The organism is Spirochaetota bacterium (assembly GCA_035477215.1).
Classification (GTDB): Bacteria; Spirochaetota; UBA4802; order UBA4802; family UBA5368; genus MVZN01.
In genome coordinates this window covers 17,114-30,509 of the sequence record DATIKU010000031.1, presented here as the reverse complement: position 1 = coordinate 30,509, position 13,396 = coordinate 17,114, and the positions used below count along the sequence as shown (strand labels likewise).

General features: G+C 58.1%; 7 protein-coding genes. 6 read left to right on the top strand and 1 reads right to left on the bottom strand.

Annotated features, from left to right (window positions below):
* Positions 1-86: 86 nt before the first annotated feature.
* Together jag and mnmE are read left to right on the top strand one after the other, a co-directional pair.
* Entirely contained in the window at positions 87-722 is a 636-nt protein-coding gene (gene jag / locus VLM75_06805) for an RNA-binding cell elongation regulator Jag/EloR (protein HSV96628.1), read from the top strand.
* A 3-nt stretch (positions 723-725) separates the two neighbouring features.
* Entirely contained in the window at positions 726-2,087 is a 1,362-nt protein-coding gene (mnmE, locus tag VLM75_06800) for a tRNA uridine-5-carboxymethylaminomethyl(34) synthesis GTPase MnmE (protein ID HSV96627.1), read from the top strand.
* Here the strand turns inward: mnmE and VLM75_06795 are convergent.
* Entirely contained in the window at positions 2,055-3,017 is a 963-nt protein-coding gene (locus tag VLM75_06795) for a hypothetical protein (GenBank protein HSV96626.1), read from the bottom strand. The two genes, mnmE and VLM75_06795, sit on opposite strands and share 33 nt — an antisense overlap.
* 230 nt (positions 3,018-3,247) lie before the next feature.
* Here VLM75_06795 and VLM75_06790 point away from each other — a divergent pair, with 230 nt between their 5' ends.
* The 4 genes from VLM75_06790 to VLM75_06775 all read left to right on the top strand — a co-directional run bounded on the left by VLM75_06790 (position 3,248) and on the right by VLM75_06775 (position 13,290).
* On the top strand, positions 3,248-4,084 hold the full coding sequence (locus VLM75_06790; GenBank protein ID HSV96625.1) for a tetratricopeptide repeat protein: 837 nt from the start codon (positions 3,248-3,250) through the stop codon (positions 4,082-4,084).
* Positions 4,085-4,086: 2 nt separating this feature from the next.
* On the top strand, positions 4,087-7,776 hold the full coding sequence (locus VLM75_06785; GenBank protein ID HSV96624.1) for a DUF3857 domain-containing protein: 3,690 nt from the start codon (positions 4,087-4,089) through the stop codon (positions 7,774-7,776).
* Positions 7,751-11,335 carry a hypothetical protein gene (locus VLM75_06780; GenBank protein ID HSV96623.1) on the top strand — a complete coding sequence of 1,195 codons (3,585 nt, stop codon included), beginning with the start codon at positions 7,751-7,753 and terminating at the stop codon, positions 11,333-11,335. Before VLM75_06785 ends, VLM75_06780 begins: the two co-directional genes overlap by 26 nt.
* A 389-nt stretch (positions 11,336-11,724) precedes the next feature.
* On the top strand, positions 11,725-13,290 hold the full coding sequence (locus VLM75_06775) for a methyl-accepting chemotaxis protein (protein ID HSV96622.1): 1,566 nt from the start codon (positions 11,725-11,727) through the stop codon (positions 13,288-13,290).
* The last annotated feature ends 106 nt before the right edge of the window (positions 13,291-13,396 follow it).

Genomic DNA, 13,396 nt, shown 5'->3' with positions numbered 1-13,396 from the left:
ATGCACATTCCAACCTTCCGCCGGCGGGTGGAAGCCGGTATCCTGGATCTACGCGGCGACTCTATTATTTCGGTGAGGAGGCTTATATGAAGGTGTTGGAGATTGAGGGTAAGACGGTTGAGGACGCAACCCGGAAGATGATGGCCGAGCTCAATATCGACGACGTCGCGAAAGTGAAGATGGAGGTGCTTGACCAGGGAAAGAGCGGAATATTCGGATTCGGCGTCTCCAGGCCCGCCAGGCTCCGCGTATATTATAACGACATCGCCGCGGACGTGGGGGAGATGACGAAAGAAATACTTGTAACGATACTTAAAAAGATGGAAATAGAGGGCACGGTCAGGGACGTTAAAGAGGGCGAAAACAAGGTGTACGTTGAAATAGAGAGCCCGAAGTCCGGCCTGATCATCGGCAAAAAGGGGAAGACGCTTGAGTCGCTGCAGTTCCTGGTGAACCTGATGGTGAACAACCGGACCAAGGGTGACAAGAAGATCATTCTCGACATAGAGTCATACCGCGCCAAGCGCGAAAAGACGCTCAGGAAACTCTCGAAGGAGATAGCGCTCAAGGTCATCAAGACCGGGAAACCCTGGACGCTCGAGCCGATGAATCCCTTCGAGCGGCGCCTGATACACCTGACGCTTCAGAACGATTCCCGCGTTACCACCAAGAGCGAGGGGCTTGGCATCTACCGGAAGGTGAAGATTTCGCCTAACAGGTGATGAATGGTGATGATCGAGGACACGATTTGCGCGCCGGCGACGCCGCCGGTCAACTCGCCCATAGCGATACTGCGATTGAGCGGCCCTGAAACTTTCAGGGCCGTCGCGTCTCTGTTCAGCCGCCCGGACCAGCTTGCGCACCGGCGGGCCGTGTACGGATCGATACTCGACGGGCGGTCGATTGTGGACGATGCCGTAGTGCTGGCTTACCGCGGGCCTGCGAGCTTCACGGGCGAGGACATGGCCGAAATATTCTGCCACGGGAACCCACTCATCGTCAACCGGATCATGACGCTTCTTCGGGCCCGCGGCGTGCGGGTGGCCGCTCCGGGCGAGTTCAGCAGCCGGGCGTTCCAGAACGGCAAGATAGATCTTACCGAGGCGGAAGCGATCAATCATATCATCACCGCGCGGGGGGAGTGGGAGATCGAGGCGTCGATCAGGCAGATGCACGGATCGCTTGCGCGTGCGATCTGCGAAATACGCGAGCGCCTTGTGGTATTGAAGGCGGACATTGAATGCGGCATCGACTTTGCCGAGGAGGATATCGAGTTCGTCGACAACGATTCCGCCCTGGAGGGGCTGGATTCCATCCGGGAGCTCGTTGAAGGAGTGCATCGACAGTGCCGGATCGGGGAGCGAATCAGCCGCGGCATCGACCTTCCCATTGTCGGCAGGCCAAACGTCGGGAAATCGAGCGTGCTCAACCTTCTGCTCAACACGGAACGCGCCATCGTTTCGGCGATACCCGGAACCACGCGCGACACCATCAGCGAGAGCATACGGATAGCGGGCATGCACGTAAACCTTATCGACACCGCGGGGATCGACGTTCCCTCGTGCGAGATCGAAAAGATGGGGGTGGAGCTGAGCCTTGCGAAGATTGAGGCCTCTTCAATGCTGGTCGTCGTCGTCGATGTGTCGGTCGGCATCTTTCCAGAGGACCGCAGGGTTCTCGCCGCGACCGCAGCGAAAAAACGCGTACTGCTCCTCAACAAGGCCGATCTGGTCGACGAGGCGGCGCTTTCCCGTCTGCGCGTGGAGCTTGGCGGCGAGGGGTTGGCGTTTTCGGCGAAAACCGGTCGCGGATTGAAGGAGTTCGAGGCGACGATTGCCGCATCCCTCGCGGAGGATTTCGCGGATCAGAAGGATTTTTTCGTTGCGGACGTCCGGATGACCGGTTTGCTCGAAGAGGCGCTCGGTTCGATCGGCAGGGCCGCGGGGCTACTCTCCACGGGGGAGCCCAGGGAGATCGTCGCGTTTGAACTCCAGTCCCTGCTCGACATCCTGGCGTCGGTGACCGGCGCGGTGACGCCGGACGATGTCCTCAATTCAATATTCTCCCGTTTCTGCATAGGAAAATAATCCGGTATCGTCGTTGGCGAGGATCTCGCCCATCAGTGGCAGGACGATCCCGCGATAGCCCGAGGGATCGTCGCGGACCGTATTGAAATGTTCCGCATGGCGTCTGAGAAACTCGCGGGCGCCCGCCGCGTCGCCCTGACGGGCGCGCAGGCGCGCGAGCCGGTAGAGCGCCACGCTACGTTCATTAAACGCGAGGCGCGTTTCGAGCAGGCCGCGAAGCGTGCGCTCGGCCTCCGCAAGCCGGCCCTTCCGTTCGAGCGCTCCGGCGGCCGACAGCTCCGGGCTCATGGCCAGAGGAGTGCCCCGGGTTTCGCCCAGCCGGATTTCATCGAGCATCGGTGCGAGCCGTACAGGCGGAATCATGTTAATCCCCGCAAGAATCTTTAAAAATTCAGGCGAGCTCCGGATCGCGTCAAAAAGCGGTTCCCGCCGGATGAGCTCGTGCGAGTTGAACCCCAGTTCAATGGCCTCCCGTAAAAAACGAATTGCCCCGGCCGTGTCTCCCGAGCGAAGCCGAATTAGCGCTCGTTCGTACGACAGCCAGTGGACGCCCTTTGTCGGGGGGAGCGACCGGAGCATCGCATCGGCGGCCGACGGGTCGCCCGCAAGCAGGGCGGAATAAAGATAGGGAATCGCAAGCGTTTCGCCGGACTCGAGCGCAGTTCGGTAGGAAGAGAGGGCCGCGGAAGGGCGTCTTTCCATCTCGTCGATTTTACCGGCGTTTATAAGGGCGCGTCCGCGAAGAGCACGATTTTTCAAGAGGGCGGAAAGCATGCGGCGCGCCTGTGGCCGGCTTTCGGTATAATAGAGGTAAAAGACATCATGGAACGGGTCAACGCGCGAGCGGTCAGCGGACGCCGGGATATGCGCGGGCAGAATGATGCACACTATCAACGAGCATAAAAGCAGTCCGGTTCTGGGTGTCATCATCGTTCGGTTCAAAGAAAAACTCTTGAAAAACTCGCCATGGCGGGCACTACTACCTCAGCGTAGTCACCGCTGAAATGGTCGCGCAGCGCCCCGGGAACATCAGACGCGGCGAGGCCATGTGTCCGCCAATCGTAAACGGTACCGCAACCAAATGTCTAAACGAATCGAATTAACGATTCAAGTTAAATTTATGGGAGCGTTCGCGGATTATTACTCGTCGGGAGATGTCCATGAAGGCCGTTATCGTCGCTTTTGCGCTTTTTTTCATCGTCTGCGCCTCGCCAACCGTGCGCAATAAAGCGGACGATATAATAGAAAACAGCCCGGGACTTCTTCCGCTCGCGCTGAGGTTTCCGTCGGACTGCGGCGAAGAGTGGAAGGGCGATATCGACAGGATCGCAAAGCGTCAGGTCAAAACGGGCTGCGATTTATGGAACCTCGCCCGGTATTATCACACGGTCGAGCGCGCTTCGGGGAGCGCGGGACGGGCCATGAAGCAATATGAGGCGATAACAGCCACAGGTGCACGGCATCGTGCGATGGCAAAGAACAACATGGCCTGTATCAGTCTCAACGACGGCAAAGTCAGGGAGGCGGAGAGTGGATTTCTCGATATGATCGGCGGTGCTGACGCGATCATTCCAGCATATTATAACCTGTACATACTCTACCGGCACGCGGGGCGTCTCGAGGACGGGGCGAAGACCCTGCTGCTTATGAAGGAACGCTATCCGGAGAACAGTTACGCGGGCCTGGAACTGGGCGATATCTTTTTCGAGCGAGAAGACTACGCCATGGCCGGGCGTTTTTACCGCGAGGCGCTGGAAACCAATGATGACAATCCGGTCTCCGTACATCGCATGGCGGTGTTCATGGAAAAGGCCGGCAGGGACGATGAAGCGGAGGTTTACTACCGGCGCTGTATAAAGTCCTTCCCGGGGTACCGGCAGGCGTATATCGATTATTCCTCCATGCTGCTGAGGCAAAACAGGAAAGACGACGCCCGGAAGGTGCTGAACAGGGCCATGCGGCTTATGGACCACGGGGACGGGGGCGAGGCGAGATAGACATGCAGAGGATGCTCTACAGGATCTTCATGGGAATTTTTACGGCCGTGCTTGTGCTGGCGGCAGTGAACGCGTCCGCCCCCGCGGGGGCGGCGGAAGACCCCTGGCTGTCGTCCGGAAAACGGCTCTGGCGCGGAGATTCCCGCGGTGCGCTCAAAGAGCTTGTGCAGACGGCGCTGAAGGAAGACGATCCGGCGCTGCTCGAGTACGGCGTATTCAGGATGGCCGAAGCGCTGAGCTATCCTGAACTGGTCCCCGGGGGCATTCGGGCATGTGAACGGCTGCTCGCGGAGAATGAGGCCGTCGCCCGGAGCGAATCGCTCAGGGCCCGCATACGGATTCTTCACGCCTGGCTGTCGCTTCGAAGCGGCGTTACCGGCGCGGCGGAAGCGATGCTCGATGAGCTCGGTTTCGTTAATGACTTCAAAGTGCTCGGGCCCTTTGATCCTCATGGCGCGACACCATTCGATGCCGCGCGGATGCCGAAGGCCGACATCGGCGCGGCCGTACTCTATCCCGGAAAACTCCATCCGGTGCGCTGGTTCGACGCCCGGACAGACCGCATGGGCATCCTCGATATCGGCGAAAGGAACCTCGACGCGGCGGACGCGCTGTATTTCTTCGCGGCCGAGTTCACGACGCGCTCCGAGGAGACCCGGGTGTTCCATATCGGGAAGACCGGTCATACGGAAATATGGATTGACGGAAGGCGGGTTTTTAAGAGCGAGACCAGGCACCGATTCGTGCACGACCAGTACCGTGTGAAGGTGCGCTGCGTCCCCGGGAGGCATCGCGTACTTGTCAGGATGGAGGATTCGCTCGGGGACGGAATCAAGTTCTCGCTCCGCCACAATGAGCTCGATAAAAATGAAAATGCGAAGGTCGCGCGCGATACCGGAACGGTGGCCGGTGCTTCATGGTTTCCCGCTTTACGCGAGCTTTCCGCCCGTGCCGGCAAAGGCGGGCCGGACGATGCGTTTCGCGCCGGATACCTGATATACGCCGCAGGCCTTGACAGCGAGGAGACGGGCGAAGCGGCCGCCCTGTTCCAGGCCGCCCTCGGAAGTGACGCATATGGTCGCATGGCGCGCTACTATCTTGCCCTGTGCCGGGATGATGAGGAGAAGCGCGATATACTCCTGCGCCAGGCCGCTGACGGCGATCGCACCGCCCTTTTGCCGCTCGTGAAGATTGTGGAAAGCAGGATATCCAACGGCTTTCTCCACGAGACGCCGCCGCTCATCGCCCGGATAAGAGAGATAAATCCGTCCTGCCCCGCCGCGTCGGAGCTTAAATCGTTGTATTTTACGGAAAGGGGATGGTACGACGAGGCGCTTAAACAAGCGAGATCCCTGATCGAATCGGGCTTTCCTTCTGTGGGAAGGACCGTCCGGGGCCGGGTCCTGAACCTTCGGCAGCGTTACCGAAGCGCGGCCGACGAATACGGAATACTGTGTGGCCTGGACCGATACAACAGGACGTATGCAAGGGCGCTCGCCGATTCGCTGGAACGCACGGGCGAAGCCGGCGGGACCATATCCGCCCTTGAGGGGGCCGTGCACCTTTTCCCCTGCGATGCCGACCTGCGCCGAAGACTTGCCGGTGCCGTGCGAACCTCCAGGGGAAGAGAGGCCGCTCTGCCCTACCTTACCGCGGCACTCGCGCTCGCTCCGGATGACAGCGGTATACTTTTCGATATTGGCTCCCTCTATTACCAGACCGGGAGTGTCTCGTCGGGTCTTTACTATATGAAAGAAGCGCTCCTGCGCAATCCCGACAACTTCAGAATGAAGGAGTATATCGACGCGATAGAGAGTACTCCCGACCCGCTGGACCGCTTTCGGGTGAAAGACCTGCCCGTGTTCGATGATGGCACGGGGCTATATCCGGACGAGGCCGCGGTGGTGATACTTGATGAGTGCGTGATGAAGATCACGGCCGACGGGTCGTACGAGAAGACGGTGCGCAGGGTGTTCCGAATCAACGCTGAAAGCGCCATACGCGATTTCTCCACACAGTACATTATCTTCAATCCCGCGACGGATCGTGTCGAGGACGTGCGCTGCACCGTCACGCGCGGCGGCGAGGTGGTGGAATCCGCGGAGTCGTACGTTCGCTCGCTTTCGGACCCAGAAAGCCGGATGTACTACGATGTGCAGGCCAGGGTGCTCTCGGTCCCCTCGCTTGGCAAGGGGAGCCTGGTCGATCTGAGCTACCGGGTACGGAGCGGTGAGGCGCGGCTGTACCGCGGGTATGTCGGCGAGCAGATTATGGCCGGTGGGCGCTACAGGACGCTGATTTCGAACACCGTTATCAGCCGGCCCGAGGGCATGCGGCTGCATGTGCGCCTGAGGGGGCTTGGGAACGATCGCTTATCCGTTACGCGCCAGGGAGATCGGCGAATATACCGGCTCTCGCTTTCGAACCTGCCCCCCAGCAAAGACGAGGTCGCCATGCCGCACCAGAGCGAGATCGTCCCGTCCCTGATCGTCAGTTCGCATGGCACCTGGGAGGAAGCCGCGCGCTGGTACTCATCCCTTATGCGCGGCAGGGTAACGATGAGCACTGAGATGCAAAAAGACCTCGCCGAAATTGTCGGACCCGAAGACAGCGACCTGGAAAAAATGAGGAAGATATTCAACCATGTCAATTCGTCGATACGGTATGTCGGTTTTGAACTGGGCCTGGGCGGGCTGCAGCCGCGGAACGCCGACCTGACCTATGCGACACGGATGGGCGACTGCAAGGACCTCACACTTGTGCTAATATCGATGCTCCGCAAATCGGGGATCGACGCGAGGATGGCTCTCGTCCGCACCCGTGAGCGCGGCGCCCTTGACCGGTCCATCGCATTCATCGGGCAGTTCAACCATGCAATCTGTTTTGTCAATCTGGAAGGAGGCATTTTCCTGGACGCCACGGCGAAAATGGCGGGCAGCCGCGAGCTGCCGACGGAAGACCGGAATATACAGGCGTTCGTCATCGGTGACGGCGGTCATTCTTTTATTACTACGACCGGCAGTTTTTATCACGAGAACACTGATGCGGTGACCACCGACGTTGCCATCGATGCGGGGGGCGGCGCTGTTTTTAAAAGAACCCTTAGCAAGGGCGGGGCGTTCGCCCGTTCCGTTCGACTCGATATTCTGGACGAATCCGAAAAGCTGAGGGGGATCGCTTCCTACTGGAATTCCAAATACACCGGTACGTCCATTAACGGCCTTTCGATGCATCAGGCCGGAATCGAGCGGCCGGTGGTGTATTCGTACGACGGACGCATCCCCTCGTTTCTCTCCACGACGGGGGAGTACGCCGCCTTCCAATCGTTCCTCGTGTCGTCGGATTATTACCGAGAATACGGAATGATGAAATCGCGTGTTTTCCCTGTCCGCATATCGGGGGGATGGACGAGCGAGACGACCGTTCGGTTCACGATGCCCGTGGGATGGGAGGTCGCGGTATTGCCGAGGGGGGAGGAGCGCGTTCATTCCCGCTTCGTGGCGAAGTTTGAATACGCGATGAAGGGGAAAGCGGAAATCGAGGTGAGATCGAGCATCGTTTTCAGGGACTCCTCGGTCGACCCGTCGGAGTACGGCGAATTCCGGGAGTTTCTGCTCTTCATCCACCGGAAAGAAAACGAGCGCATAATTCTAAGGAGCATAAAAAATGGCGGGCCGAAGGCTGTTCGGTAAGACGCTCGCGCTGGCAGGGGCGGTGTTCCTCCTGTGGGCCGTTCCGGCGGGAGCGGCGGAGGAAGACATACGCGCGTACGAGGAGCGTATATTCAGGAGCTTCGCCGCAGGCGATTATTACGCACTGTACGATTCCATCGAGGCCATGCTGCTGCGATTTCCCGCCGCGCCCGAGGCGGCGCTGTATTTCTCCGATCTTGGTACGCTTTCAGACCTTCATGGATTCGCCAGGGTCGACGGCGTTTTTACGCGCGTCATCGCCGGGCTCGACGCGGAAAATGCGCCGAACGCGAACCTGTACCGCCTTTTGATCCTGATTGAGCGCGAAAAACTGGCGCGCCGGTTTGCGCCTTTGAAAGCGATCGAGGATGCAAAGCTTCTGCACCCGGTCCGGCATTGGATGGTGTCGGGGCCCTATTATCAATTCGGCGCTGCCGACCTGGAGTATCCGTTCCTGCCCGAAATAGCTTCACCGGAGGCGGGGAACGAAGCGCGATGGAAAAAGGCTGTCGCGGATGAAAAAACCGGGGAGGTCGATTTCAAGCGTATACTCTACCCCGAGAGGGGTGTGGCATACGCGACTACAACCCTTTCGCCAGGGAGTCCCGTCAGGTTGCGCGTATATTCACCATGCGCGTACCGGCTTTTTATTAACGGGAGAGAGGCCGTCGCGAACATCGATGCCGGTATCCGCCGGTCGGTCCGCGTAATCGAGGCGAAAGCGGAGGGGAACATAACGATAGTGATGAAACTGTACGCCGATGATGACTGGCGATTCCGATTGATCGTGACCGACATGAACGACAGGCCCGTCCCGTTGAAGGGCTCTTCGGACAGGCCGGCCACGGGGCCGTGCGAATTTATGGAGGTGCTGGATTATCCCTACGATCTGCTGGTGGGGCGTTTGTACAGCGGGGTACCCGGCGCGTCCTTCCACCTGGGAAGCTATTTCCGCGAACGCGACAGCCGCGAGGCGGTTAAGCATTTCAGGAAGGGGAAATCATCCGAGGGTGGATATCCCTCTCGCTATTTCCTGGCGGAATCACTTCTGGAGAGTGCGGAAAGCGACAAAAGTTCCGCGGAGTATGTGGAAGCGGCGCGCATCTATCATGATCTGTGCGAAACGGACTCGTCGTTTATTCCGGCACAGTACCGCCGACTGCAGATCATGACGGGCAGGCGGGCAATGGCTGAGGCTTATGCCGTTGGCAGATCGCTTGTGCGGCGCGCCCCGTTCTTTCTGCCTCTAAGGGAGGCCTATTCGATGCTGCTTTCGGAGCTCGGGTATGAAAAGGAATTCGAGGAAGATATCGCGCTCTTTGCGAAGGAGTTCCCGTCTTCGCCGGCGCCGAGAAAAGGACTGGCCGCGCACAACCGCTGGAATGACCCCGCTCTCGCGGCCCGGCAGTACCGTGAGATCCTTGGCAAGGGTTTTGACAGAACCTCGTTCGAAACGCTGATAGACATCTGCCGCGACATGGAACGGCATGGGGATATTATCGCTCTTGTGGACGAACACGACCGTTTCGACGACTACGGCAGGGAACGTATCGACGCACTCATCGACATCGGTGAATACGAGCGGGCCTCCCGGTTGCTTTTAGAGAGGGTCGCCGTAAAGGAAGATCCTGAGGATTACCTGCGACTGGGGAGGATCGGCTACCTGGAAGGGGAGGTCCCTTCGCCCGACTGGGGAAGGATGCTTGCGATCGCGCCGTCCTATTATAAGATGGGCGACCTGCTGGATTTCCTCGCCGGGGGAGGGTTCGAACCACCAATGGCCCGCGACCGGGAGGAAAAGGGCGAGGACCACGCCGCCTCGTGGATACGTGGCAAGAAAAAAGGCACCGGCGTTCCATCCGAGGTTATTTACCGGGGAAGGATATACCGGCTGAACGCGGACGGCAGCAGCCGGGCTTTCTGCGAGGACGTTATTTATATCCATGACAGCCGGGGTATCGAGCGATATGGAGAGTTCAGGCTCGAGCACGGGAACAGGGTGTATCCAGTGAGGGCCCGGGTCTATCGTGAGGACGGAAGCTACAGCGACGCCGGCCGGATTATTCGTGTGGACGGGACCTCATATCTTTCCCTCCCGTCGCTCGGCGAGCGTTCCGTCATTCATGTCGCCTACTACGCGGACAATCCCTTCGACCTGCGGGGTTCATCGAGGATTTTCGCGACTCCCATCGCGGCAATACACGATTTTGACGAAGCGCTTGGCGTGTTTTCATGCCGGGTAATCGCTCCAGAGGACATGGACGTGAAAATTGTCTACACCGGCGGCGAGGTGACGCACCGAAGGCGCAACGGCATGATCGAGTATTTGATGAGAAGCGAAAGCCATAAGCCTGTCCGGATGGAACGCGCGATGGGGAACAGGCTGCAATATCTTCCGCTGTATTCGATCTCCACGATGCGGAATCGGAAGGAATTTGCTATATGGTATAACGGCCTTGTGCGTGATGCGTTCTCTCTTCCGGACGACGATATCCGCACGAAGTTCGCCGGCGGCAGCGTGGATGAAGCGGCAAGAAGGATTTATGCCTTTGTGTCGCGGGAGATCGATCTGTTAGGCAATGTACTTTACTATCCCGAAAAAGCGGCGACAACGATGATGAAGCGCAGGGGCACGCCGGAGGACAAGGCGGTGCTTGCCAGGGCGATGCTGGAATGCCTGGGGATACGTTCGTATTTCGCTTTCACGGGTGGGCGGGATTTCCCCGACCTTCGCGGTTTCGTCTCTCCCGGGATATTTTCGCATGTACTGCTGTATGTGCCAATCGACCGGCGAGGCGGGGTCTGGATTGATTTCTCGCAGGCCAATAACGGCTACGGCGTGGTGGGCCCGGAGATTGAGGGGACCGAGGCCCTGGTCATTCTGCGGGACAAGGCTGAAACGCGCACCGTCACCTCTCTGAGAATGAGCGGGAGCAGGATCGGAATGAAGGTGCAAATCGACAACAGGGGGAACGCTTTTTTCAACGGGAGCATACGCTTTTACGGCGCCCGGGGGGAGGTGCGTTCGCTGTTCCAGGACGCACAATCCAGGGAGGAGATGGTCAACCGGCTCCTCGCACAAATGTTTCCAGCTTTCAGCCTTGACGATTTTAAACTCGCCGGCCTCGAAGCGGCTGATTCGCCCCTGGAACTTGCGGTCAAGGGAAGGGTATTCTCCATTTCCGCGGTAGCGCCCGACCGGATCGTCATTTCACCGGTGCTCAACTCGAGCGAAGTGCTGAACCATGTCGACGATCGTAATAGAAAGCATCTTTTTCACATCGTCCGTCCGGTAAACGAGTCAGAGTCCTATAGTTTTGTTCTCCCCGAGGAGTATCGCGGGGCCGTGCTGGAAAGGGAAGACGTGGTGCGGTGCCGGTTCGGGTATGCCATGATTCGGGTGTCGAAGCGCCCGGGGTCCATTGAGCTCGATGTCGACAAGGAAGTACACGTTAACGCGGTCTGCATCGATCCGGCCGATTACGGTGAGTTTGTCGACTTCTCGACGGCCGTCCAGCAGGCCGAACAACGGCACGTTATAATCGAAAAACCAAGGTAGGATTTTCTGAAAAACGCGCGCTTCCAAACAAACATTCGAAAAATACCGGTATCGAACCATAAATATGCAGTAATAAATCCGAATTAAAACAGCCCCAAACTCAAGCCGGGTGTGGTCTTTTAATAATCGGCCTCGTTCCGTGTACGTATGGCATGCTGAATCCGTGAAACAATTAATTTATCAGTGACCCGCGACCTTTTCAGCGAGCCCCGATCATTTTTACTTTACGGGAATGGTAATTCGGGTTGACAGGCTTGGTATGGTCGGGGTTGCATAATAAATGATGTCAGCTTGAAAAAATCGTTTTGCGTCGACAGACCGGATCGTTGGCTGTCGCTCGTTGCGGAAATAAAAAAATCAGTTTATTTTATACACGAAGGGGTTAACCGATGGCCCGTGAAAACTTTCTGGAGCGTTTTTTTCTGAATAAATATCACGACGCTCCTTTTATAATCCAGAAGAAGGCGCAGACGCTGATGTATTATACCATTGTGATAGGCCTGTTGATGATTGTTCTCTCGGCCATCTTCTTCCTTTTCCTGTCCGAAAGGGCGGTGCAAGCGAACGTGGTCATCTTTATAGTTTTTGTCACAACCATTGTCACTCTGTTTATGTTGAAACTCGGTCGGTACCATGGGGCCGCCAATATCTTCATGCTGGTAGTTTCGCTCGCCGTAACGGCGGGGCTGTTCGCCAAGGTCAACCGCGACGCCTATGCGGGATATACGACCTTCATTTACTTCATGATAGCGCTCATAGTGCAGGCGATGCTTTTCTGCGAAAAAAAGTGGATATTCAGCTTCACGGCGCTGTTTCTTGTCAGCGACATCTCCTTCTTCTTTCTCGTGAAGGACAAACTCGATCCGATAAGCCTCAAGGCGGCCAAGGTCGGCATGGTCGACAGCAGCTTTGTCATCATCTTTACCTTCGTTCTGTCATACCTCGTACTGCGCATCACCGAGCAGGCGATTGAAAAATCGGACGAGGAGCGCAGGCGCAGCGAAGAAAGTTATGCGAGGGCGGGAAGCCTCCTCGGTTCGGTCCGCGAGACCTCGAAGCGCCTTGCCGATTCGGTCGAGGAACTCTCATCGACATCGAACTCGTTTTCGGAATATTCCCAGAACCAGGCGGCCTCGGCCGAGGAGATCATGGCGACGATCGAGGAGGTGTCGGCGGGAGTCGACCAGGTCGCAATTCGCGCGGGCGAGCAGTTCCAGAGCCTGACGGCGCTCGTCGCCAAGATGAACGACCTGTCAACGACGATCGGGTCGATGGGCGACGATATTTCCGAGGCCGTCACGCTTACCGGCAATATCGCCGCCAACGCCAAAGAGGGCGACCGTTCGCTCGGCGATATGAGTGGCAGCATGCAGAAGATCGGCGAGAGCTCGAAGGAGATGACCGGGATCGTCGCGATCATCAACGGGATATCCGATCAGATCAACCTGCTCTCGCTCAACGCCACCATCGAGGCGGCGCGTGCGGGCGAGGCCGGCAGAGGATTCGCCGTTGTCGCCGACGAGATATCCAAACTGGCTGACCGGACCGCCGACAGCCTCAAGGAGATAGACAAACTGATCAAGGGAAACAACAGCGAGATCGGCAGCGGCCTGCGCAACGTCGACGAAACGGTGGGGGTTATAAGGAGTATTATCGAGGGTGTAAACACGATAAGCTCCATGATGGAGTCCCTGACCAACCAGATGCGCGTGCAGCAGGAAATAAACGTGGATGTCAACGCGGAAGCGGCCAAGGTGAAGCAACGCTCGGACGAGATCAAAAACAGCACCGAGGAGCAGAAGACAGCGGTCACCGAGATCGTGCGCTCCGTGGCGAGCGTGAACGAGCTGACCCAGTCATACGCGGCGGGAGCGGAGAGGCTCTCGAAGAGCGCCAAAAACGTCGAATTTGTCGCGGATTCGCTTAAAAACCAGATACTTGCGCAGGAGGCCTGAGGGGGCGTCAATGCCGGGTGAGCGCCGTTATGAGCCCGGCCCGCGGCGGATAGCGTTCGACGAGATCCGTGCGGTCGCCGGTCCCGAAATCGGCGAAATCAAGCCC

What these genes read in the sequence shown, in the direction of transcription:
- jag (HSV96628.1), top strand. Translation starts at nt 87, where the DNA reads ATGAAGGTGTTGGAGATTGAGGGTAAGACGGTTGAGGACGCAACCCGG.
- mnmE (HSV96627.1), top strand. Translation starts at nt 726, where the DNA reads ATGGTGATGATCGAGGACACGATTTGCGCGCCGGCGACGCCGCCGGTC.
- VLM75_06795 (HSV96626.1), bottom strand. Translation starts at nt 3,017, where the DNA reads ATGATGACACCCAGAACCGGACTGCTTTTATGCTCGTTGATAGTGTGC.
- VLM75_06790 (HSV96625.1), top strand. Translation starts at nt 3,248, where the DNA reads ATGAAGGCCGTTATCGTCGCTTTTGCGCTTTTTTTCATCGTCTGCGCC.
- VLM75_06785 (HSV96624.1), top strand. Translation starts at nt 4,087, where the DNA reads ATGCAGAGGATGCTCTACAGGATCTTCATGGGAATTTTTACGGCCGTG.
- VLM75_06780 (HSV96623.1), top strand. Translation starts at nt 7,751, where the DNA reads ATGGCGGGCCGAAGGCTGTTCGGTAAGACGCTCGCGCTGGCAGGGGCG.
- VLM75_06775 (HSV96622.1), top strand. Translation starts at nt 11,725, where the DNA reads ATGGCCCGTGAAAACTTTCTGGAGCGTTTTTTTCTGAATAAATATCAC.